Below are 23574 nucleotides of genomic sequence, written 5' to 3' on the forward strand. Positions count from 1 at the left end.
AAGAGCGTGCTGACCAAGCTGGGTATAAAAGGCCGTGTGCTGCTACTGACTATTTTGCCTGCCAGCCTGATGGCGGCGATGCTCGGTGGGTATTTCACCTGGATGCAGTTGAGCGAACTGCAAAGCCAGCTGCTGCAACGCGGCGAAATGATCGCCCAGGATCTGGCGCCCCTTGCCGCCAATGCACTGGGGCGCAAGGACAAAGTGCTGCTCAGTCGCATCGCCACCCAGACGCTGGAGCAGACCGACGTGCGCGCCGTGTCGTTTCTCGACACCGATCGCACGGTACTGGCCCACGCCGGACCGACCATGATCAGCCCGTCGCCGATTGGCAGCGGGTCGCAGTTGCTCAGCTCGACCGGCACCGACGCCACGCGCTACCTGCTGCCGGTATTCGGCAGTCAACGCCACCTGACCAGCCCGATCATTCCTGCCGAAGCCGACACCCTGCTGGGCTGGGTCGAGCTTGAAATATCCCATAACGGTACGCTGCTGCGCGGCTACCGAAGCCTGTTTGCCAGCCTGCTGCTGATCCTCACCGGGCTGGCGTTCACCGCAACCCTCGCGGTACGCATGAGCCGCACCATCAACGGGCCGATGAGCCAGATCAAGCAGGCCGTGTCGCAACTCAAGGACGGCAATCTGGAAACCCGTCTGCCACCGCTGGGCAGCCGCGAGCTGGACGAACTGGCGTCGGGCATCAACCGCATGGCGGCGACGCTGCAGAACGCGCAGGAAGAACTGCAACTGAGCATCGATCAGGCGACCGAGGATGTCCGGCAGAATCTGGAAACCATCGAAATCCAGAACATCGAACTGGACCTGGCCCGTAAGGAAGCGCTTGAAGCAAGCCGGATCAAGTCGGAGTTCCTGGCCAACATGAGCCATGAAATCCGCACGCCGCTCAATGGCATTCTGGGCTTCACCCATTTGCTGCAGAAAAGCGAACTGACGCCGCGCCAGTTCGACTACCTGGGCACCATCGAGAAGTCCGCCGACAACCTGTTGAGCATCATCAACGAGATTCTCGACTTCTCGAAGATCGAGGCCGGCAAGCTGGTGCTCGACAATATCCCGTTCAACCTGCGCGACCTGTTGCAGGACACCCTGACCATCCTCGCCCCGGCGGCGCACGCCAAGCAGCTGGAACTGGTCAGTCTGGTGTACCGCGATACGCCACTGGCGCTGTCCGGCGACCCGCTGCGTCTGCGGCAGATCCTGACCAATCTGGTCAGCAACGCGATCAAGCTCACCCGCGAAGGCACGATCGTCGCGCGCGCCATGCTCGAAGATGAAACCGAAGAGCACGCGCAACTGCGCATCAGTGTGCAGGACACCGGGATCGGCCTGTCCAGTCAGGATGTGCGAGCGCTGTTCCAGGCCTTCAGCCAGGCCGACAACTCGCTCTCGCGCCAACCGGGCGGTACCGGACTGGGTCTGGTGATCTCCAAGCGCCTGATCGAACAGATGGGCGGTGAAATCGGTGTCGACAGCACACCGGGCGAAGGTTCGGAATTCTGGATCAGCCTGAAACTGCCCAAGGCCCGCGAAGACAAGGAAGAATCACTCAATATTCCGCTCGGCGGCCTGCGCGCCGCAGTGCTTGAACATCATGACCTGGCGCGTCAGGCGCTGGAGCATCAACTGGAAGACTGCGGCCTGCAGACCATCGTGTTCAATAACCTGGAAAACCTGCTCAACGGCGTGACTGCAGCGCACGAGACGCCAGCGGCCATCGATCTGGCGGTACTTGGCGTGACGGCGCTGGAAATCTCTCCGGAACGGTTGCGCCAGCACATCTGGGACCTGGAAAACCTCAATTGCAAGGTCATGGTGCTGTGCCCGACCACCGAGCACGCGCTGTTCCAGTTGGCCGTCCACGATGTCTACACGCAACTGCAGGCCAAGCCCGCCTGCACGCGCAAACTGCAAAAAGCCCTGTCCGAGCTGATCGCGCCGCGAGCGGTGCGTGCCGACATCGGCCCGCCATTGTCGAGCCGTGCACCGCGAGTGCTGTGTGTGGACGACAACCCGGCCAACCTGCTGCTGGTGCAGACCCTGCTCGAAGACATGGGCGCTGAAGTGGTCGCTGTCGAGGGCGGCTACGCAGCGGTCAATGCCGTGCAACAGGAAGCGTTCGACCTGGTGTTGATGGACGTGCAGATGCCCGGCATGGACGGTCGGCAGGCTACCGAGGCGATCCGCGCCTGGGAGGCCGAACGCAACCAGAGCTCGCTGCCGATCGTGGCCCTCACCGCGCATGCGATGGCCAATGAAAAACGCTCACTGCTGCAAAGCGGTATGGACGACTACCTGACCAAGCCGATCAGCGAACGGCAGCTGGCGCAGGTGGTGCTCAAGTGGACCGGGCTGGCGCTGCGCAACCCTGCGCCGGAACGCCAGAATGAAGCGCTCGAGGTGCACGTCGGGCCGCTGGTGCTGGATCATGAAGAAGGGTTGCGCCTGGCTGCGGGCAAGGCGGATCTCGCCGCCGACATGCTGGCCATGCTGCTGGCCTCCCTGGACGCTGACCGCGAAGCCATTCGTGTGGCGCGTGCCAACCAGGATGTACACGCCTTGATCGAACGCATCCACCGTCTGCACGGCGCAACGCGTTATTGCGGCGTTCCCCAGCTGCGCAGTGCCTGCCAACGCGCCGAAACCCTGCTCAAGCAGAACGCCCCGCACACCGAAGAGGCCCTTAACGATCTGGACAAGGCCATCATTCGCCTGGAAGCCGAGGCGCGGGTCATGGCTTGAGCGTGCGGCGCGACACCTTTCGTGCCTGACGCTCCAGCGTGGGCGGAGCATGTTAGGATGCGCGCAATTTTGGAGGACCCATGGTCGAACACGATTTTCGCTACAGCATGCTCAACCCCCAGCACACACTGACCGAATGCCGCACGCTGGCGCCCGGTCGCTACCAGGTCACCGGCAACGGCGGCTCGATTCACGACAACGACCAGTTGCTGGTGACCATCAAAGGCAGCAAAAGCCTGCACATGCGCCTCACCGTCGAGAAAGTCCGGCACCTGATCAACCCGCCCGGCCAGTGGATTGCGGTGGCTAAAGGCCCGGTATTCGACGAGTTGGCGATCCATCAGTGGAAAGTGCATTGCGACAGCTGCGCCGCCGAACTGAACTTCGAGTTCATGGTAGAGAGCAAGCTGGGCGTCAAGGCGCAGAAACCGGCCGCTACCGCGCGCATCGCGGAGCTGGGCTGGAAAACCGATGGCGAGAAGCACTTCTGCAAGAAGTGCCAGGAGAAAGCGGCATGAAACAGTTTGCGCTCCTGAGCCTGATCGGCGGCGCGCTGCTGGTTGGTTGTACTGCTGACCCGCTGCCGATCCAGCAGGATCACAGCTATGTAACCGAGTGGATCGGCGAACGTCCGCTGATCGATAACAGTCGCTTGACCATGACGCTGGGTGCCGATGGCCGGGCGTATGGCAATGCGGGCTGCAACCATTGGTTCGCGCCCTATACGCTGAACGATCACAGCATCAGTTTCGGCCCGCTGGGCAGGACGCGCAAGATGTGTGCGCCGGCGTTGATGGAGCAGGAGCAGCGTTTTATCAAGGCGATGAGCAGTGTGCAGCGCTGGGATATCTCGCCCATCGAGCAGTTGCGTCTGTGGCCAACGCAGGGCAAGCCGTTGCGTTTCTGGCTGGAAGATAGCTGACGCTTGCGGTTTTCAGATAACTATCGCGCCAACGCTCTGCGTCGTCAGTGCCATCGTGGTCGAAAATCGCTTTAGAGCAGTCAGGCTAAAGGTACGACCCGAAAACTGATGACTATCGTTCCTCACGCTCCGCGTGGGAATGCAGTTCGTGACGCTCTGCGTCACACGGCGGTTCTGGGATGTCAGGTGGATTGGTGTTCGGCTCAAGTCACCTTTTCGCCCCTCGGCGAGTCACTTTGAAGGGGCCAAAGTGACCAAAGCCCCTGGCTCCGTTTCCGGCCCGACTTCGTCGGGTTCCTTCGCCCTGACACTGATCCGGGGGCCGCCGCAACGGGCCATCCATGGCCCGGTGCGGCTTGCTCGGCGTCCTGCCGAGCATCCCCCGGATCAGCGCCAGGACTCAGCCGTCACTTACGTCGCAATTTGCGTTGTCTGTACCATCGCGTTCAAAAAGCATTTCTGCGCCAACAAGTGCAGGCAAGGCATGACGTCGCGTCACGTCAGCCCTGACTATCGTCCCCACGCTCCGCGTGGGACACGCCGTTCGTGACGCTCTGCGTCACAAGTCGGCGCTACAACGCGCAGTCGAGATCGGGCCGCAATCAGCCCTCGCCGCGCAGTGTCTTGAGTTTCTGGATCACGGTCGCGGCTGATTGTTCGCCGAGCAGTTGTTCGCGCATTTTGCCCTTGTCGTCGATGATGTAGGTCACCGGCAGCGCCTCGGAGGGCGGCAGGCTGTATTGCTCGGCTGGGTCCTGAGCGAGCACGGTGAATTTGATGCCCAGTGCATTGGCAGCGTTTTTCAGTTCGTCGCCCTGCAGGTTGTCGAAGTTGACCCCCAGCACGGTGACTTTCTGGTCCTTGAGCTGTTCGGACAATGCATTGAACTCCGGAACCTCTGTACGGCAGGGGCCACACCATTCGGCCCAGTAGTTGACTACCAGCCAGTGCCCCTTGATGCGTTCGCTGGCGACCTTCTGGCCATTCTGATCATTGCCCAGGTCCACGCCACATCCGCTGAGCAGCAAGCTGCCGAAAAGTATCACCGCTGCTGTTAATCGCCTTGCCATTTGCTTGTTTCCTCGCCCCGTTCAACCTGCAATTACTTATACCCACGCCACGACTATTGACCATTCGATATGTCGGACAGTGCCATCGCTGGTTAGAATACGCCACCCACACAAGATGCGACGAGCAAATGACCGATCTGACGCTGTATCACAACCCGCGCTGCAGCAAGTCCCGCGGCGCGCTGGAACTGCTTCAGGCCCGCGGCCTGACGCCGGACATCGTCCTGTACCTGGAAACCCCGCCCGACGCCGACCGTGTGCGCGACCTGCTCGGCAAGCTGGGCATCGGTGCCCGGCAACTGCTGCGTACCGGCGAGGACGATTACAAGCAACTCAATCTGGCCGACCCGAGCCTGAGCGACGAGCAGCTGATCGCCGCCATGGCCGCTCACCCCAAACTCATCGAACGACCGATTCTGGTCGCTGGCGACAAGGCTGTCATTGGCCGCCCACCCGAGAACATTCTGGAGCTGCTGCCGTGAGCACACCCTACATTCTGGTCCTTTATTACAGCCGCAACGGCTCCACCAGCGAAATGGCCCGGCAGGTTGCCCGCGGCATCGAACTGGGCGGCATGGAAGCGCGGTTGCGCACCGTGCCCGCCGTTTCCGCCGACTGCGAAGCGACCGCCCCCGAGATTCCGGAAAGCGGCGCGCTGTACGCGACCCTCGACGACCTGAAAAACTGCTCCGGCCTGGCGCTGGGCAGCCCGACGCGCTTCGGCAACATGGCCGCGCCGCTGAAATACTTCCTCGACGGCACCAGCAACCTGTGGCTGACCGGCGCACTGGTCGGCAAACCGGCTGGCGTCTTTACCTCCACTGCCAGCCTGCACGGCGGTCAGGAAACCACGCTGATGTCGATGCTGCTGCCCCTGCTGCACCACGGCATGCTGATCATGGGCCTGCCCTACAGCGAATCGGCGCTGCTGGAAACCACCGGGGGTGGCACGCCCTACGGTCCCAGCCATCACGCAGGTGCCGACGGCAAGCGCGCGCTGGACCGTCATGAAACCGACCTGTGCCGCGCGCTGGGCCAGCGTCTGGCCAAGACTGCGGTGCAACTGGACGCGCCGCGCAGCTGAACCGGCAGAACGCCGGGGGCTTTCAGTTAAATCGTAAACTTGCAGGGCAAGGGTCGGTCTGAACCCTTGTCCTGCCTGTTGAATTTCTTTGGAGAACCGATGCACGACTACAAATGGCTGAACGAGTATTGCCTGAATCGATTCGGCTCCGCCAAAGCTCTGGAAGCTCATCTACCCTCCCCCAAGACACCCAGACAACTGCAAGCCATCAGCGCCGACCGCTACCTGTCGACCATGGCCCTGCGGGTTTTCCGCGCAGGCCTGAAACACAGCCTGGTAGACGCCAAATGGCCAGCGTTCGAGGAAGTGTTCTTTCGCTTCGACCCGGAGAAAGTCGTGCTGATGGGCGCCGATCATCTGGAGCGACTGATGCAGGACGCGCGCATCATTCGTCACCTGGGCAAGCTCAAGAGCGTGCCGCGCAACGCGCAGCTGATTCTGGACATCGAGCAGGAGCATGGCAGTTTCGGCAAGTTCATCGCCGAATGGCCGGTCGATAACATTACCGGCCTGTGGCAGTACATCGCCAAACACGGCAACCAGATGGGCGGCCTGTCAGCGCCGCGCTTTCTGCGCATGATCGGCAAGGACACCTTCATTCCGACCTGGGATGTGGTTGCCGCCCTGAACGCGCAGGATATCGTCGACCGTGTGCCGAGCAGCAAACGCGATCAGGCGATCGTGCAGGACGTCTTCAACCAGTGGCATGCAGAAAGCGGTCGGCCGATGTGCCAGCTGTCAGCCATGCTGGCGTTCACCGTCAACCACTGAGCATTGTCAGATATTCACCACATTGACGAACCGTGATGCTGCGGTTTCGTCGATGCGCAGATTGGTGAAGTCGAACAGGTTGCGATCGGCCAGCTGCGAGGGCTGCACGTTCTGCAGGGCGCGGAAGATGCTCTCCGTGCGGCCCGGTGTCTTGCGCTCCCAGTCCTGCAGCATCTCCTTGACCACCTGACGCTGAAGGTTTTCCTGCGAGCCGCAGAGGTTGCACGGGATGATCGGAAACTGCTTGAGGTCCGAGTAGGCCTGGATGTCCTTCTCGTGGCAGTACGCCAACGGACGAATCACCACGTTGCGGCCGTCATCGGCACGCAGCTTGGGCGGCATGGCCTTGAGCGAGCCATTGAAGAACATGTTGAGAAAGAATGTCTCGACGATGTCGTCACGGTGGTGCCCGAGCGCCATCTTGGTGGCGCCGATCTCGTCAGCGAAGGTGTACAGCGTGCCGCGACGCAGCCGTGAACACAGGGAGCAGGTGGTCTTGCCTTCCGGGATCAATTCCTTGACCACTGAATACGTGTCTTTCTCGACGACGTGGTACTCGATACCCAGTTCTTTCAGATAGGCAGGCAGCACGTGTTCAGGAAAGCCGGGCTGCTTCTGGTCCATGTTGACCGCCACGATGTCGAACTTGATCGGCGCGACCTTCTGCAGGTGCATCAGCACATCGAGCATGGTGTAACTGTCCTTGCCGCCGGACAGGCAAACCATGACCTTGTCACCCTCTTCGATCATGTTGAAGTCGGCAACCGCTTCGCCGGCCAGCCGACGCAGACGTTTCTGCAGTTTGTTCTGATTGACTGAAAGGGTGCCCATGTATGGAAATATCCGCTGACGGTAGCTTGAGAAAAGCCGGGCATTTTACCCGTAACCGACCATTCGTTAAATATGCTGCGATCGTGCTGTTCAGACAGGCGAACAGACTGGAGCAAAAATGACCACCGGGCGGCTGGCCTGTTCAGAGCTTAGCCACATTGCGGCATACTTGGCGCACTGGAGAACCCTAAAGCATGCCCGACCAACTCAATTCACGCGTCGAAACCTGTTACCAACAAGCCGAAGCCTTCTTCAAGCGCGCCTTCAAACGCCCGGTGGTCAGCTTCCAGTTGCGCGGTCAGAAGGCCGGTGTCGCTCACCTGCATGAAAATCTCCTGCGCTTCAACCCGCAGCTTTACAAGGAAAACGCCGAAGACTTCCTGCGCCAGACCGTACCCCACGAAGTCGCGCACCTGATCGCCCACCAATTGTTCGGTGGCAGCATCCAGCCGCATGGCGAAGAATGGCAATTGATCATGCGCGGCGTCTATGAACTGCCGCCCAATCGCTGCCACACCTACGCGGTCAAGCGGCGCAGTTTGATCCGTTACATCTACCGCTGCCCGTGCCCCGACAGCGACTTCCCGTTCACCGCGCAGCGTCACGGCATGGTTCGCAAGGGACGGCGCTACCTGTGCCGCCGCTGCCGCGAGCCGCTGGTGTTCAGCGGAGAGACGCGCACGGAATAGTCCTCCGATAAACAGCAGGCATAAAAAAACCCATCCGAAGATGGGTTTTTTATGGCCTGAAGGGTATCAGACGGTTTTGGTGGTGTTCACTGCAGCGCCTGGAGTCGGGCCTTCGGCAACGCCGAGGTCGTCTTCAGGGCGGGTTTCCAGAATGGCAGAGCCACCGGAAGCCAGCTCGGACTGCAGCTTGTCGGTGTCCAGCTCGCCGACCCACTTGGCAACCACAACGGTGGCAACAGCGTTACCGACCAGGTTGGTCAGGGCGCGGGCTTCGGACATGAAGCGGTCGATACCCAGAATCAGCGCCAGACCAGCCACCGGCAGGTGGCCTACAGCCGACAGGGTCGCAGCCAGTACGATAAAGCCGCTACCGGTTACGCCGGCAGCACCTTTGGACGACAGCAGCAGTACCAGCAGCAGGGTGATCTGATGCGTGATGTCCATGTGCGTGTTGGTCGCCTGAGCGATGAACACGGCGGCCATGGTCAGGTAGATCGACGTACCGTCCAGGTTGAACGAGTAGCCCGTCGGGATAACAAGACCGACCACAGACTTCTTGGCACCCAGGCGCTCCATCTTGATCAGCATGCGCGGCAGGGCCGATTCCGAAGAAGACGTACCCAGTACGATCAGCAGCTCTTCACGGATGTAGCGAATCAGCTTGAAGATGCTGAAGCCGTGAGCGCGGGCGATCGCGCCCAGTACAAACACGACGAACAGTGCGCAGGTGATGTAGAAGCAGATCATCAACTGACCCAGTTGCACCAGCGAGCTCACGCCGTAGGCACCGATGGTGAAGGCCATGGCACCGAACGCACCCAGCGGGGCCAGTTTCATGATCATGTTGATGATGTTGAACATCACGTGGGCGAAGCGATCGATGAAGTCCAGAACCGGCTTGCCGTAGGCACCCAGGCGATGCAGCGCGAAGCCGAAGATCACCGAGAACATCAGGACTTGCAGGATATCGCCGTTGGCAAACGCGCCGACGATGGTGTTCGGAATCACGTTAAGGATGAAGCCGACGATACTCTGGTCCTGACCGGCAGTGACGTAGGCAGCGATCTTCGAAGCGTCGAGCGTGCTGACGTCGATATTCATGCCGGCACCCGGCTGAACCACGTTGACCACGATCAGACCGATCAGCAGGGCGATGGTCGAAACGATCTCGAAATACAGCAGCGCATAACCGCCGGTCTTGCCGACCGACTTCATGCTCTGCATGCCAGCGATACCACTGACGACGGTACAGAAGATGATCGGGGCAATAACCATCTTGATCAGTTTGATGAACCCGTCACCCAGCGGTTTTAACGCCTTGCCGGTGTCCGGGTAGAAATGACCGATCAGGATACCGATGACAATCGCAACGATTACCTGAAAATAGAGGGATTTGTAGATGGGCTGACGAGTCGTCATTGCAGTTTTCCTCAAGGGCGTCGTCGGGCATCTTCACCTGATGCACGCGAGCCTATAAAGCGCTAACCCTCCTGCACTGGAGGGATTTGTTTTGTCGAGCTGCGCAAGGCAGGTCTCTGCCATGTAGATAGCAATACGCGTGCCATGGAGTCATTTTGATATCAAACCCCCGCATTACAAGGCGCACACTGGTAACGGTAGTCGGGATTCAACAGGAGAGGTGGCGGTTTTCCGCCGTATGGTGGGAAAAATGGGCACACAGTGGCGGGTATCCGCCTTCTTTCGCCGGTGACGGGAGCGCTCGGTGACGCGCAGAGGTGTGACGCAGAGCGTCACGAACGGCATTCCCACGCCGGAGCGTGAGGAAGGATAGGTGTCCGGGTGAACACGATCGTCACTGCGCCAGAAAATGAATCCTGAACGCCGCGCCGCCCAGCGGGGAATCGCCCAGCGTCAGTTGCGCGCCGTAGCTTTCGATAATGTCCTTGACCACCGCCAGGCCGATGCCTTGCCCGGGGTTCTGGCGGTCCAGCCGTTCGCCGCGTTCGAGAATGCGGGCACGCTGGCTCTGCGGGACGCCGGGGCCGTCGTCTTCGACGCACAGTTCATCGCCGGTCGTTGAACGCGTGAAGCTGACGCGCACTTCGCTCAGGCACAGCCGATAAGCGTTTTCCAGCAGGTTGCCGAGCATTTCCAGCAACGCGCCCTCTTCCATATGCACCTGGCAGTGCTCGGGCAGGTCCAGCGTGGCCTTCACCTGTTTGTCGCGATACACCTTGTCCAGCGTGTTGCACAGGCTTTCGACCACGGGTCGCAGCATCACGTGATGCCGCACCAGACCGCTCTTGCGCAGGCTGGCCCGCTGCAGTTGATAGCCGATCTGCTGGCTCATGCGTTCGATCTGCGATTGCAGCACCCATGCCTGCTCGACATCCTCGGGGCGCTTGGCGATGTTCTCGCTTACGCCCTGCAAGACCGCAAGCGGGGTTTTCAGGCTATGCGCCAGGTCGTCCAGAGAGTCGCGGTAACGAATCCGCTGCTCGCGCTCGCTGCGCAACAGGCGGTTGAGCGAGTCGGTCAGGCGCAGCAGTTCGCTGGGGTGTTCTTCGCTGAGGCTGTCGCGCACACCGGCTTCCACCTGATCGAGTTCCTGGCTCAAGCCGCGCAAGGCCCGCAGCCCCCAGGTCAGGCCCATCCACAGCAACCCGAGCAGCACCGCCAGTGCTGCGCCAAAGCCCAGATAAAGCTTGCGGCGCAGACCGTCGATGGTTTCCTGATAGCCGCGCAACGGTTGCACGGCAACGATACTGAATGCGGCATTGCGCCCGCCGAGCAGCCGGATCTCGACGTCATAGACGAAATACTCATCGCCATTGATTTCCTTGATCTTGGTGAACTCGCTGCCCTGCCCGTCGTATTGCGGGCGGTAGTCGATGTTCTCGCCTTCGGTCGACAACGAGCGCCAGACCATCTGCCCCTGGCGGTTATAGATGTAACCCAGCAGACGGCTGCCGGGCAGATTGAATTGTTCGCCCGGCAATACTGAGGGCATCAACAAATGGTCGTTTTCGACGCGAGCCGCCGAAATCATGGTGGTGACATCAGAAGCCAAGCGTTGCTCGATCGCTCCGCGCAGCGCCAGGCTGAACGCCCCCTGCAGAGCAGGCAGCATCAGCAGCATGAAGATTACCGCCAGCGTGGCGGCGCCCAGCATCAGGCGCAGGCGAAGCGAACGAATCACGTACAGCGCTCATTGAACAGATAGCCCATGCCGCGCACGGTTTCGATAGGTTTGAAGGCCACGCTGCTGTCCAGTTTGCGACGCAGACGACCGACCAGCACTTCGATCACGTTCGGGTCGCGCTCGTCGTCATCAGGGTACAGCTGCTCCATCAGGCGCTCCTTGGGCACCACTTGCTGATGATGGAGCATCAGGTACTCAAGAATGCGGTATTCATAGGCCGTCAGCGCCAAGGGTTGCTCGGCCAGTGCCGCGTGCTTGCGATTGAGGTCCAGCAACAGCGGGCCTGCCGTGATGGTTGACTGAATGAAGCCGCTGGAACGCCGTAACAAGGCGTTCAGCCGTGCCTCCAGCTCTTCGAACTGGAAGGGCTTGACTACGTAGTCGTCAGCCCCGGCCGCCAGGCCTTCGACCTTGTCCTGCCAATTGCCGCGCGCGGTCAGGATCAGGATCGGAAACGCCTTGCCTAGTGCGCGCAGCTGGCGAATCAGGTCCAGGCCGCCAATGCCCGGCAGGCCCAGGTCGATCACCGCCAGGTCGTGATTGAATTGCGCGACCTGATACAACGCTTCTTCAGCGTTGGCCACCGCTTCCACCACATGCCCGGCTTCGGTCAGACGGGTTCGCAAGTGGTGGCGCAGCAGCGCTTCATCCTCAACTACCAACAACTTCATGCAGCTCTCCCAGGCACAATCGCAGCCTCAAGACAAAGAATGAAACGACATCGTCGCATCAGTACTCAACAGGCGGGCGCTGACGGGCACGTGTTGTGTCACATCATAGCTGCCCAGCAGGATTTCGCGGCTGACAGGCGCACCATTGTGAGTGCCCGTCAGACTGCCGTAAACCGGTGGCGAATAAAGCGTCCCCACCGAGACGTTGGAATGCGCCTGCTCCCCGAGCGCGTGCCCCCAGCTGTTGGTATCGTCAAGCCTTTCGCTGGTCTTGCTGAACTCGATACGGGCCACGTCAAGCCGACCATCACCCGCCTGCACCGCAGCACTGCCACCCAGAAAAGCCAGGGCCAGGAAAAACTTGTTGAGATTCAACATATCGACTCCTTTTGCGCTCGGGGACGCTGTCAAGGTATGGGCCAACAGTAATCGCGCCGGGCTGAACCCCGACTGAACACTGCATGAACCGGCGCTGAACAGTCATCCACACCCTGTGCAGCAGAATCGGCTATGGTTATTTGCCAACTCAAACATCAACAAGGAGCTGACCATGCGTGTGTGGATTGCAATGATCATGATGGGCCTGACCGGCCTCGCCCAGGCGGCGATCAAGACCGAGCAGATCGATTACAAAAGTGCCGACGGCACCAAGCTGGTGGGCTATTACGCGTACGACGACGCGGTAAAAGGCCCGCGCCCTGGCGTCCTGGTGGTCCACGAGTGGTGGGGCCTGAATGACTACGCCAAGCGCCGCGCCCGCGATCTGGCTGCACTGGGTTACAGCGCAATGGCCATCGACATGTACGGCGAAGGCAAAAACACCGAGCACCCGAAAGACGCGATGGCCTTCATGCAGGCCGCGCTGAAGGACAGCGATGCCGCCGACAAGCGCTTTGACGCCGGGCTGGAGCAATTGAAGAAGCAGCCACAGACCGATCCGAAGAAGATCGCAGCGATCGGTTACTGCTTCGGCGGCAAGATCGTGCTCGATGCGGCACGCCGCGGTGAACCACTGCTGGGCGTGGTGAGCTTCCACGGCGCACTGGTCACCAACACTCCGGCTAAACCGGGCATCAAGGTGCCAATGCTGGTCGAACACGGCGCCAAGGACAGCATGGTCACCCCTGAAAACGTCACCGCCTTCAAGAAGGAAATGGACGACGCCAAGGCCGACTACAAGTTCGTCAGCATCGACGGCGCCAAACACGGCTTCACCAACCCCGACGCCGACCGCCTGAGCCACGGCGAACACGGCGGCCCGGACATCGGCTACAGCAAATCCGCCGATGAGAGCTCCTGGGCGGACATGAAAGAGTTCTTCAAGAAGATATTTGGTTGAGTGTCGGATGCTCCTTCTACACGGAGCGTCGGCACGATAGTCGGGATCATCGTTCCTCACGCTCCAGCGTGGGAATGCAGTGCTCGACGCTCTGCGTCGCAAAAGAGGACGCAGAGCGTCCAGAAAGGCATGCGACGCGGAGCGCCGCACGATAATTACGATCATCGTTCCTCACGCTCCAGCGTGGGAATGCAGGTCTCGACGCTCTGCGTCGCAAAAGAGGACGCAGAGCGTCCGGAACGGCATGACGACGCGGAGCGCCGCACGATAGTTGCGATCATCGTTCCTCACGCTCCAGCGTGGGAATGCAGTGCTCGACGCTCTGCGTCGCAAAAGAGGACGCAGAGCGTCCAGAAAGGCATGCGACGCGGAGCGCCGCACGATAGTTGCGATCATCGTTCCGCACGCTCCAGCGTGGGAATGCAGTGCTCGACGCTCTGCGTCGCAACAATGCGTTAATACCAGCGCTGAATATCGATCAAACCGCGCTGCCCCTCATAATCGCGGGCGCTGGAGTATCTCCAGTGCTCACCGACATCCACATAACCTCTCTTTACCGGGTTATGGTGAATGTAATCGAGCTTCTGCCGCATCACCTTTTCATTCCACACAAGCTCGGCATGGGCTCCTTCCTGCCAGACCTGATAAACCCTGTCACTCTTGTGCAGGCGCTTGACGAACCGCAGACGCTCCAATGTGCTGTCGGCATTGGCGTTCTCAAGTGCTGCGATTATCTGTCGAGCCGTAAAAGACTTGAAACTACTCACACACTTGTCCAGAGCGGGCGCTTGGGCCACGAAGTGCAAATGGTTTTCCAGTACGACATACCCGAATAGCTGCAGTCCCTGATGAGCCTGTTGATAGCGCCAGGCATTGAACAGAATGTCTACCAGAACAGGCCGGGTAAAAAGCGGTAACCACTCCACCACTGTGCAGGTCAGGAAGTGAGGCTTTTCAGGTTCGGTGATGGTGTATCTGCTTCGACCCATGTGTTCATCCTTGAATCATCAGAGGCGCGAAAGGTACCTTCCGACCGAGTACGTGGAAATAATGAGAGTGTGACCAGTTTTTTTGCTCTGAATCGCCAAGAGGACGCAGAGCGTCCAGAAAGGCATGCGACGCGGAGCGACGCACGATAGTTGAGATGATCGTTCCGCACGCTCCAGCGTGGGAATGCAGGTCTCGACGCTCTGCGTCGCCGAGAGGACGCAGAGCGTCCAGAAAGGCCTGCGACGCGGAGCGCCGCACGATAGTTACTGCTAGTGCCCTTCCCTCCAACCCGTTCCCCCGGCAAAATGCCGCCCATGACTGAACTATCCCACCTCCCCATCTGCTGCCCGGAACTGATCCGGCATTGGCCGCTGCCACAAGCCTTGCCGGGAGCAGTACTGGTGAGTGGACATTTTGATCCGCTCAAGCTGGCAGACGGCGACTTTCAGCGTTGTGAGCTGCAAATGCCGGCGAGCATTCAGCGCTCGGTGGCCAAGCGTCAGACTGAATTTCTCGCCGGTCGTCTCTGCGCACGCGAAGCCATGCGTCAGCTCGATGGCCGTCTGCACGTTCCTGCAGTGGGCGAAGACCGCGCGCCGGTGTGGCCCTCGGATGTCTGCGGTTCGATCACTCACAGCACCGGCTGGGCCGCTGCCGTGGTTGCGCACAAGCAGCAGTGGCGCGGGTTGGGGCTGGACACGGAAAACCTGCTGAGCCATGACCGCGCCTCGCGGCTGGCCGGGGAAATTCTGACGGCGGCCGAGCTGGCAGAGATGGCGGCGGGTCCGGAAGATCAGATCGCACTGCGCGTGACCCTGACTTTTTCGATCAAGGAAGCGCTGTTCAAGGCGCTCTACCCCATCGTGCACAAGCGTTTCTATTTCGAAGACGCACAACTGCTGGAATGGTCCGCCGATGGCCACGCCCGGCTACAACTGCTGATCGACCTGTCCAGCGAGTGGCATGCGGGCAAGGAGCTGGACGGTCAGTTCAGTGTGCAGGACGATCACCTGTTGAGCCTGGTCGCCGTCGAAGGCTGATCAGCCGGGCAGCGGACAATGCTCGCAACGCCCAACCCACTCGACCCGATGACTCAAACAGCACACACGCCGTTGCCTGCGTGGTTCACCACCTCGCGCCTGCGGCACATAACGCACGGTCTGAAACAGAGGATTGGTGCGCCCGTCCGGCCTTTTCTTCTCGCTTAACAGCGCCAGCCCCGCAGCCAGCGACGCATCACTGCAGGTAGCCAGCTGCGCAAGGCAGCCTTCCAGATAATCTCCGGCGCTGCTCCACAACACAGCAGCCGACAGTCCGCCATAAGCGCTCAGAGAAGTAATGAAGGGCTGCAGATTGTCATCGAGCAATCCGGCAAAGCGCTGAAACGGATCAACCGCAATACCCCGCCAGACGCTTCCCTCCCCTGCCAGCCTGATGCCGCTCGGCACCCCACGCTCATCCAGCGCCAACGCCACTTGCTCCAGCTGTAACGGCCAATGCCAGTCATGCACCAGGCTGGCCACCAGCACCGGCGGAATCAGTTGCATGAAGTAAAACTTGGCCCACTGCGACACCAGCACCGGCAATTGATCGGGCATCAGTTGCGGCCCGTAAACAGTCAGCAGTATCTGATCAAGACGCTCGGGGCGCAGCAGATCAGGCAACGTCATCACCGGGCGCGGATCATCCGCCGTCAGCAAGGTCCGCCCGAACCGCGCAAATGGCCCGGCAAACAACGGCAAGCTCAACGCGGCACCTGCGTGCGCGGCCAGGACAGGCTGAAGCACGCTCCGCCCAGGCTGACGCTGTGTCCGATCAGCGCGCGGCCTTCATGCCAATGGATGATCCGCCGTACGATCGACAGACCCAGCCCATGCCCGCCCGAGGCACGGGTGCGGCTGTCATCGATGCGCATGAACGGCGTGAAAATCTGTTCCCAAGCCTGCTCCGGCACGCCAGGACCATCGTCGTCCACGTCGATACGGCACTGCTGCGCTTCCAGCCGATAACTGATACGCACCTCGTTGTCGGCATGGCGCAGCGCGTTGCTCACCAGGTTCTGCACGGCGCGATGCAGGTAGCGTGGCTCACCCTCGACCCAGGCAGCCTCGCCCTCTTCGGCCCTCAGGCATTCGCCCCGCGAAACCCGCACATCGGCACGCAATGGCGCCAGTTCGGCGATCACCTGATCGATCAGCGCATCCAGATCGACACGCTGGAAATTCAGGGTCGGCGCGCCCTGCTCAAGGCGCGCGTAGGTGAGCATTTCATCGACCAGCTTGTCGAGGTCCTGAATATCGCTGTCCATGCCACGCATGTATTTGCGCCGCGCCTCGGGAGTGGCGGCGTCGCTGACCATCTCCAGACCGAAACGCAGACGCGCCACCGGCGTGCGCAATTCGTGGGACACCGCGCGCACCAGTTCACGCTGGATCATCAGTGAGCGCTGCAGGTGTTCGGCCATGCTGTTGAACGCCGCCGCCACACGCCCCACCGAGTCGGAGCCTTCAGTCGGCACGCGGCTGTGCAGGCTGCCTTGGGCAATCTGCGTGGCCGCCGCTTCCAGCTCCAGCACCCGTCGCTCCAGACGCCGCACCAGCAAGTACACCACCAGACCGATCAGACACAGGCCCATCAAGGCGATCAGCAGCAGCCAATGCAACGGATAAGGATTCATCTGGTACAGCGGGCCGATTTCCAGCACCCAGTTGGTGTCGACGATCCCGGCCAGCACGCGGATCGAATCGCCGCCCTTGCCCAGCGCCATGACCGTATCGCCCTCATAGACGCGGCGGCGCTGGTCATCGTCCAGATCCGCCTGATCCAGCGCCAGCAGGTGCAGGTCGAAACCGAACCCCTTGTCGCTGCGCAGGGCCTGCAGGCGCGCCGGTTGCTCGTCGACTGGAAAGCGCACCAGTTCATCGATCAGCAGGTAAATAGTGGCTCTCGCCAGTTGTTCGGTGATCTGCTGCACTTCGCCGGTCAGCAACAGTGGCTCCTTGTCGCTCAACTGACGATAAACCCTGGCAGCGTGCGGCCCGATCTGTTCGACCACTACCTTGCCGCGCGCCAGTTGCCCCAGTGCGCTGCTGTCGAGGTGAGCCTGTTCAAGGGTTTGCAGACTCAGGGGAATGCCCAGCAGGCGCTCCCAGACTGCCAGGGCGCGGCGCCGTTCGATGCCGTCGAGGGGCAGCAGATTGTCGGCCATGATCGTAAAGGTGCCATGGGCCAGGCGCTCGCGGTACTGCTCGCCGCGCGACTGGTTGAGCACATGCAGGGCCAGCACGCCGAGCAGCGCGACCAGCACCAACACGCCCAGCACGCCACCGTAGATGCGCAGAAAGATCGAATTCATCAGGTCAGCCGCTGAACACGTGGCCGCTCATGTCCTGCGCCGCTTCGGGCACAAACAGATAGCCCTTGCTGCGCACGGTCTTGATCAGACGCGGATGAATGGGATCGTCGCCGATCTTCGGGCGGATACGCGAGATACGCACATCGATGGAGCGATCCTGCCCGTCGTACCCCACACCGCGCAGCGCGGTGAAAATCTCTTCGCGGGACAGCGTGCGCCCGGCGTTGGCCACCAGCAGCCACAGCAGGTCGAACTCGGCACCGGTCAGCTCGATGCTCTGCTCGCGAAGCCAGGCCTCACGCAGTGCGTTGTCCACCACCAACGGCCCGAACACCAGACGGCGCAGCTCGGCAGCCGGCACCTGCGGCGCTTCACTGCGGCGCAGCAGGGCTTTGATACGCGCCAACAGCACGCGCGGATGCACCGGTTTGCAGACGAAATCGTCGGCGCCGGTGTCGAGTCCTTCTATATGGTCGGTGTCGTCAGTGCGCGCGGTGAGCATCAGAATCGGCCCGTCGTAGCGGTCACGCACGCTGCGGCAGATGCTGAAACCGTCCTCGCCGGGCAGCATCAGGTCAAGAATCACCAGATCCGGCTGCTCGGCGATGATCCGCGCTGCCGCCAGCGCGCCATCGCCTTCGATGCTCACGCGCAGGCCGTGGTTCTGCAGGTAATCGCTGGTCAGTTCGGCCAGTCGCTGGTCATCCTCGACGATCAATACGTGCCAGGTGTGTGGTTCCACAGCCATCTTTCCTTGTCGTTATCGACCGCTTTTTGTTTTTGCAACGCAGGGGTTGCGGCATCGCGTCGCAGGCGAGTGTAGCAACCCCTGCGCGGATCACACGACACCGCAGGCGGCATAGCACATGACATGCCAGAACGGCCTTGCAGCTGCGTTTTTTTGTGATAGGGTTCGCGCCCTCAAAAATCAGCAGTGCATCGCCGGTGCCTACAGAAATCGGTGACAAACGGTCACGATCCAGTAGTTATGCGGCCTACACGCATGGTGTGCGATTCATACACAAACTACACACACTTTATCCACAAGCGGTGCGTTGCAATTCATGTCCAAAACGCATTATCTTGTAGCCCGGCGACCAGACACACCCTACATGTGGGGTTTTGAATAAAAACGCCAGCACAACTCAAATGGGAAATTCAAGCATTTTTGTTGCGTCTGAGGGGTTGAACTTCAAGCCAGTTTAGGCACCAAGACCCTCGTGTGTGAGCCAGAGCTATCCCGTACACGTTTTGCAACATCGAACACGCACTCTTGATCAGATTTTCGAAGGATCGGGCATAGCCCGGTCCTTTTTGGCTTCAAAACCTGGAAGCGGCGACAGACCCCGCTTTCACCTTCGTTTTGGAGCCCTTTGGTCGCCTTTTGCGACTGACTGCTCTAAACGAAATGGTGGGCAGCAATGCCCGAACAAACTTAAAGAACGTGGAGTCACACATGCAAACAGACACAACTCGCGAGAACTCGCCGACCGGCGCGCCGCAGCCAAGCCAGACCCAGCAGGATCTGTCTGCCACTGCCCCCGGTCAACTGCGCGTGATCAAGCGTAACGGTACTGTCGTTCCTTACACCGACGACAAGATCACCGTTGCCATCACCAAGGCGTTTCTTGCAGTTGAAGGCGGCAATGCTGCTGCCTCGTCGCGCATCCATGACACCGTTGCCCGCCTGACCGAACAGGTCAGCGCCACGTTCAAGCGTCGCATGCCTTCGGGCGGCACCATCCACATCGAAGAAATCCAGGATCAGGTCGAACTGGCGCTGATGCGTGCCGGCGAGCAGAAAGTAGCTCGCGACTACGTCATCTACCGTGACTCGCGCGCCAAGGAGCGTGCCGTTCGTACACCCGAGGAGCAGGTCCAGGCTCACCCGTCGATCCGCATCACCCGCGCCGACGGCAGCTTTGCGCCGCTGGACATGGGTCGTCTGAACACCATCGTTACCGAAGCGTGCGAAGGCCTGGCTGAAGTCGACGCCGACCTGATCCAGACCGAAACCCTGAAAAACCTGTACGACGGCGTGGCGCTGAAAGACGTCAACACCGCACTGGTGATGACCGCCCGTACCCTGGTCGAGCGCGAGCCGAACTACTCGTTCGTCACCGCCCGCCTGCTGATGGACACCCTGCGCGCCGAAGGCCTGGGTTTCCTCGGTGTCGCCGACAGCGCCACCCACCACGAAATGGCCGACCTGTACGCCAAGGCGCTGCCTGCCTACGTCACCGCCGGTATCAAGTTCGAACTGCTCAACCCTGTGCTGGCCGAATTCGACCTCGAAAAACTCGGCAAGGCGATCAACCACGAGCGCGACCAGCAGTTCACCTACCTGGGCCTGCAAACCCTGTACGACCGTTACTTCATCCACAAGGATGGCGTGCGTTTCGAACTGCCGCAGATCTTCTTCATGCGCGTGGCCATGGGCCTGGCAATCGAAGAGAAAGCCCGTGAAGACCGCGCCATCGAGTTCTACAACCTGCTGTCGTCGTTCGACTACATGTCGTCGACTCCGACCCTGTTCAACGCCGGTACCCTGCGTCCACAGCTGTCCAGCTGCTACCTGACCACCGTGCCGGATGACCTGTCGGGCATCTACCACGCGATCCACGACAACGCCATGCTGTCCAAATTCGCAGGCGGCCTGGGCAACGACTGGACACCGGTTCGTGCGCTGGGCTCCTACATCAAGGGCACCAACGGCAAGTCGCAAGGCGTCGTACCGTTCCTGAAAGTGGTCAACGACACCGCCGTTGCGGTCAACCAGGGCGGCAAGCGCAAAGGCGCTGTCTGTGCCTACCTGGAAACCTGGCACATGGACATTGAAGAGTTCATCGAGCTGCGCAAGAACACCGGTGATGACCGTCGTCGTACCCACGACATGAACACCGCCAACTGGATCCCTGACCTGTTCATGAAGCGTGTCTTCGATGACGGCCCGTGGACCCTGTTCTCGCCCTCCGAAGTACCGGACCTGCACGACCTGACCGGCAAGGCCTTCCAGGAGCGTTACGAGCACTACGAAGCGCTGACCGAATACCCAGGCAAGATCAAACTGTTCAAGACCATCCAGGCCAAGGATCTGTGGCGCAAGATGCTCTCGATGCTGTTCGAAACCGGCCACCCCTGGCTGACCTTCAAGGACCCGTGCAACCTGCGCAGCCCGCAGCAGCACGTGGGCGTGGTTCACAGCTCGAACCTGTGCACCGAGATCACCCTGAACACCAACAAGGACGAGATCGCGGTCTGCAACCTGGGCTCGATCAACCTGCCGAACCACATCGTCGACGGCAAGCTGGACACCGACAAGCTCAAGCGCACCGTCGATGTAGCCGTGCGCATGCTCGATAACGTGATCGACATCAACTACTACTCGGTACCGCAGGCCAAGAACTCCAACCTGCGCCACCGTCCGGTCGGCCTGGGCATCATGGGCTTCCAGGACGCGCTGTACCTGCAACATATCCCGTACGGTTCCGATGCTGCCGTGCAGTTCGCCGACACCTCCATGGAAGCGGTCAGCTACTACGCGATCCAGGCGTCCTGCGACCTGGCCGACGAGCGCGGTGCCTACGAGACGTTCCAGGGTTCGCTGTGGTCCAAGGGCATCCTGCCGCTGGATTCGCAACAGATCCTGATCGAACAGCGTGGCGAGAAGTACATCAGCGTCGACCTGAAGGAAACCCTGGACTGGGCGCCGGTACGTGCCCGTGTGCAGAAAGGTATCCGTAACTCGAACATCATGGCCATCGCACCGACCGCCACCATCGCCAACATCACTGGCGTGTCGCAGTCGATCGAACCGACCTATCAGAACCTGTATGTGAAATCGAACCTGTCCGGCGAATTCACCGTGATCAACCCGTACCTGGTTCGCGACCTCAAGGCCCGCGACCTGTGGGACTCGGTCATGATCAACGACCTGAAGTACTACGACGGTTCGGTGCAACAGATCGAGCGCATCCCGCAGGAGCTCAAGGAGCTTTACGCGACTGCTTTCGAAGTGGACACCAAGTGGATCGTCGACGCGGCAAGCCGTCGTCAGAAGTGGATCGACCAGGCTCAGTCGCTGAACCTGTACATCGCTGGCGCTTCGGGCAAGAAGCTGGACGTGACCTACCGCATGGCCTGGTACCGTGGTCTGAAAACCACTTACTACCTCCGTGCCCTGGCCGCGACCAGCACCGAGAAGTCCACCGTCAACACCGGCAAGCTCAACGCAGTATCGAGCGGCGGCCACGGCCCGGACGACTCGGCGATCACCGCCCCGCGCCCAACCGAAGCAGCACCGGCCGGCCCGGCCCCAGTGCCAAAGGCTTGCGCGATTGACGAGCCGGATTGTGAGGCTTGCCAGTAAGGCAACCCACCTCGCCCCCACAGGAGAAACACAACCCTGTGGGAGCGAGAGGCCAACAAGCCTGACGCTGTACCTGTAGGAGCGGACTTGTCCGCGAAGAGGCCGGCAAGGATACACATCCCCTTGCCACCCTCCTCCTCACCCAAAGGCCCCGAAAGCCAAAAATTCATGTTCCTTGCGCGCCACACCTGAAAAGCAAGCAACACACCCTCTAGATCCAACAGGCCAGTCCACCCGACTGACCCTCAAGCAGGAGAAGTACACCATGCTGAGCTGGGACGAATTCGATAAAGAAGACGGCGAAGTAGTCGCCAAAGCGACCAACGCCGGCCACGCCAACGAAGCCAACATGGACCGCCTCGACAGCGCCGGTGGCCTCGCAGCCCAGGAAGCGCGCGCCGTAACCGCCGCCGACTCCGCTGCCCTGATCCGCGCCAAGAAAGCGCTGGACGCACTGGACGTCGCTGAAGGCCTGGCCGAACTCGAAGGCGCCAGCGCCCGCGTCGCCGTTGACGAAAAAATGATGATCAACTGCCGCGCCGACCTCAACCAGCTCGTGCCTTTCAAGTACGACTGGGCCTGGCAGAAGTACCTGGACGGTTGCGCAAACCACTGGATGCCGCAAGAAGTCAACATGACCGCCGACATCGCCCTCTGGAAAAACCCGGAAGGCCTGACCGACGACGAGCGCCGCATCGTCATGCGTAACCTGGGCTTCTTCTCCACTGCCGACTCGCTGGTTGCCAACAACCTGGTGCTGGCCGTGTACCGCCTGATCACCAACCCAGAGTGCCGCCAGTACATCCTGCGCCAGGCCTTCGAAGAGGCGATCCACACCCACGCCTACCAGTACTGCATCGAATCGCTGGCCATGGATGAAGGCGAGATCTTCAACATGTACCACGAGATCCCATCGGTCGCTAAAAAAGCAGCCTGGGGCCTGAAGTACACCCGTTCGATCTCCGATCCGAAGTTCGAAACCGGCACCGTCGACACCGACAAAGAGTTGCTGCGCAACCTGATCGCTTACTACTGCGTACTGGAAGGCATCTTCTTCTATTGCGGCTTCACCCAGATCCTCTCCATGGGCCGCCGCAACAAGATGACCGGCGTCGCCGAGCAGTTCCAGTACATCCTGCGCGACGAGTCCATGCACCTGAACTTCGGCATCGACGTGATCAACCAGATCAAAATCGAAAACCCACACCTGTGGGATGCCGAGATGAAAGAAGAAGCCACGCAGATGATCCTGCAAGGCACCCAGCTGGAAATCGAATACGCCCGCGACACCATGCCCCGCGGCGTACTCGGCATGAACGCAGCGATGATGGAAGACTATCTGAAATTCATCGCGAACCGTCGTCTGAGCCAGATTGGCTTGAAGGAAGAGTATCCAGGGACGACCAACCCGTTCCCTTGGATGAGCGAGATCATGGACCTGAAGAAAGAGAAGAATTTCTTTGAGACTCGGGTTATTGAGTATCAGACGGGTGGGGCGTTGAGCTGGGATTGATTTGCATCCCGCGGAATTGCAATAAAAGCTGAACCCATCTCATCAAA

At 60.5% G+C, this 23574-nt stretch carries 21 protein-coding genes; 11 read left to right on the forward strand and 10 right to left on the reverse strand.

Going from position 1 to position 23574, the window contains the following annotated elements:
• Positions 1-6 precede the first annotated feature (6 nt).
• From KUIN1_RS19110 to KUIN1_RS19120, 3 genes are all read left to right on the forward strand, one after another.
• Positions 7-2760: a response regulator gene (locus KUIN1_RS19110; RefSeq protein WP_152092180.1), complete on the forward strand. Its 2754-nt coding sequence runs from the start codon at positions 7-9 to the stop codon at positions 2758-2760.
• An 80-nt stretch (positions 2761-2840) separates the two neighbouring features.
• Positions 2841-3278: a hypothetical protein gene (locus tag KUIN1_RS19115; RefSeq protein ID WP_003407729.1), complete on the forward strand. Its 438-nt coding sequence runs from the start codon at positions 2841-2843 to the stop codon at positions 3276-3278.
• Positions 3275-3682, forward strand: a complete 408-nt coding sequence (locus KUIN1_RS19120) for an META domain-containing protein (RefSeq protein ID WP_003407731.1) — start codon at positions 3275-3277, stop codon at positions 3680-3682. Before KUIN1_RS19115 ends, KUIN1_RS19120 begins: the two co-directional genes overlap by 4 nt.
• Positions 3683-4284: 602 nt before the next feature.
• On the opposite strand, the gene KUIN1_RS19135 is transcribed toward KUIN1_RS19120, so the two are convergent.
• On the reverse strand, positions 4285-4752 hold the full coding sequence (locus tag KUIN1_RS19135; protein WP_011268596.1) for a TlpA disulfide reductase family protein: 468 nt from the start codon (positions 4750-4752) through the stop codon (positions 4285-4287).
• A gap of 128 nt (positions 4753-4880) precedes the next feature.
• Between KUIN1_RS19135 and arsC the strand changes: the two genes are divergently transcribed.
• The 3 genes from arsC (at position 4881) to KUIN1_RS19150 (ending at position 6607) form a co-directional block, all read left to right on the forward strand.
• Positions 4881-5234, forward strand: coding sequence for an arsenate reductase (glutaredoxin) (arsC, locus tag KUIN1_RS19140; RefSeq protein WP_003314592.1), 354 nt, complete (start codon positions 4881-4883; stop codon positions 5232-5234).
• On the forward strand, positions 5231-5836 hold the full coding sequence (gene wrbA, locus KUIN1_RS19145; RefSeq protein ID WP_003363251.1) for an NAD(P)H:quinone oxidoreductase: 606 nt from the start codon (positions 5231-5233) through the stop codon (positions 5834-5836). The genes arsC and wrbA overlap by 4 nt, the downstream gene beginning before the upstream one ends.
• A 99-nt stretch (positions 5837-5935) precedes the next feature.
• Entirely contained in the window at positions 5936-6607 is a 672-nt protein-coding gene (locus KUIN1_RS19150) for a DNA-3-methyladenine glycosylase I (protein ID WP_003314590.1), read from the forward strand.
• A 6-nt stretch (positions 6608-6613) separates the two neighbouring features.
• Here KUIN1_RS19150 and ttcA read toward each other — a convergent pair whose 3' ends face one another.
• Positions 6614-7438: a tRNA 2-thiocytidine(32) synthetase TtcA gene (gene ttcA, locus KUIN1_RS19155; RefSeq protein WP_152092181.1), complete on the reverse strand. Its 825-nt coding sequence runs from the start codon at positions 7436-7438 to the stop codon at positions 6614-6616.
• 194 nt (positions 7439-7632) lie between these two features.
• Here ttcA and KUIN1_RS19160 point away from each other — a divergent pair, with 194 nt between their 5' ends.
• Entirely contained in the window at positions 7633-8127 is a 495-nt protein-coding gene (locus tag KUIN1_RS19160) for a SprT family zinc-dependent metalloprotease (RefSeq protein ID WP_152092182.1), read from the forward strand.
• A 66-nt stretch (positions 8128-8193) separates the two neighbouring features.
• Here KUIN1_RS19160 and KUIN1_RS19165 read toward each other — a convergent pair whose 3' ends face one another.
• From KUIN1_RS19165 to KUIN1_RS19185, 4 genes are all read right to left on the reverse strand, one after another.
• The gene (locus KUIN1_RS19165; protein WP_003407743.1) at positions 8194-9546 is read right to left on the reverse strand and encodes a dicarboxylate/amino acid:cation symporter; all 1353 of its coding nucleotides are present in this window, start codon (positions 9544-9546) and stop codon (positions 8194-8196) included.
• A gap of 394 nt (positions 9547-9940) precedes the next feature.
• A complete protein-coding gene (locus KUIN1_RS19175; RefSeq protein WP_024652776.1) occupies positions 9941-11287 on the reverse strand; it encodes an ATP-binding protein in 1347 nt (448 codons plus the stop codon).
• A complete protein-coding gene (locus tag KUIN1_RS19180; RefSeq protein ID WP_003314580.1) occupies positions 11284-11961 on the reverse strand; it encodes a response regulator in 678 nt (225 codons plus the stop codon). Before KUIN1_RS19180 ends, KUIN1_RS19175 begins: the two co-directional genes overlap by 4 nt.
• A 27-nt stretch (positions 11962-11988) precedes the next feature.
• Complete coding sequence (locus KUIN1_RS19185) at positions 11989-12339, reverse strand: hypothetical protein (protein WP_003407754.1); 351 nt, start codon at positions 12337-12339, stop codon at positions 11989-11991.
• 172 nt (positions 12340-12511) lie between these two features.
• On the opposite strand from KUIN1_RS19185, the gene KUIN1_RS19190 reads away from it, so the two are divergent.
• Positions 12512-13300 carry a dienelactone hydrolase family protein gene (locus tag KUIN1_RS19190; protein WP_003407755.1) on the forward strand — a complete coding sequence of 263 codons (789 nt, stop codon included), beginning with the start codon at positions 12512-12514 and terminating at the stop codon, positions 13298-13300.
• Positions 13301-13755: 455 nt separating this feature from the next.
• Here KUIN1_RS19190 and KUIN1_RS27810 read toward each other — a convergent pair whose 3' ends face one another.
• Entirely contained in the window at positions 13756-14289 is a 534-nt protein-coding gene (locus KUIN1_RS27810) for an REP-associated tyrosine transposase (RefSeq protein ID WP_011268600.1), read from the reverse strand.
• A gap of 315 nt (positions 14290-14604) precedes the next feature.
• Between KUIN1_RS27810 and KUIN1_RS19220 the strand changes: the two genes are divergently transcribed.
• On the forward strand, positions 14605-15330 hold the full coding sequence (locus KUIN1_RS19220; protein ID WP_197739785.1) for a 4'-phosphopantetheinyl transferase family protein: 726 nt from the start codon (positions 14605-14607) through the stop codon (positions 15328-15330).
• Here KUIN1_RS19220 and fhuF read toward each other — a convergent pair whose 3' ends face one another.
• From fhuF to KUIN1_RS19235, 3 genes are read right to left on the reverse strand one after another with little or no spacing between them, the layout of a single operon-like run.
• Entirely contained in the window at positions 15331-16077 is a 747-nt protein-coding gene (gene fhuF, locus KUIN1_RS19225) for a siderophore-iron reductase FhuF (protein ID WP_003407757.1), read from the reverse strand.
• Entirely contained in the window at positions 16035-17645 is a 1611-nt protein-coding gene (locus tag KUIN1_RS19230; RefSeq protein ID WP_003407758.1) for an ATP-binding protein, read from the reverse strand. Before KUIN1_RS19230 ends, fhuF begins: the two co-directional genes overlap by 43 nt.
• Before the next feature lie 4 nt (positions 17646-17649).
• Positions 17650-18393, reverse strand: a complete 744-nt coding sequence (locus KUIN1_RS19235; protein WP_003407760.1) for a response regulator — start codon at positions 18391-18393, stop codon at positions 17650-17652.
• Between the two features lie 708 nt (positions 18394-19101).
• On the opposite strand from KUIN1_RS19235, the gene KUIN1_RS19240 reads away from it, so the two are divergent.
• Both KUIN1_RS19240 and KUIN1_RS19245 read left to right on the forward strand, forming a co-directional pair.
• Positions 19102-22014, forward strand: a complete 2913-nt coding sequence (locus KUIN1_RS19240) for a ribonucleoside-diphosphate reductase subunit alpha (protein WP_011268604.1) — start codon at positions 19102-19104, stop codon at positions 22012-22014.
• A 265-nt stretch (positions 22015-22279) separates the two neighbouring features.
• Positions 22280-23527, forward strand: coding sequence for a ribonucleotide-diphosphate reductase subunit beta (locus KUIN1_RS19245; RefSeq protein WP_003393710.1), 1248 nt, complete (start codon positions 22280-22282; stop codon positions 23525-23527).
• Positions 23528-23574: the final 47 nt, after the last annotated feature.

Source organism: Pseudomonas sp. KUIN-1, from assembly GCF_009176725.1.
GTDB lineage: Bacteria > Pseudomonadota > Gammaproteobacteria > Pseudomonadales > Pseudomonadaceae > Aquipseudomonas > Aquipseudomonas fragariae.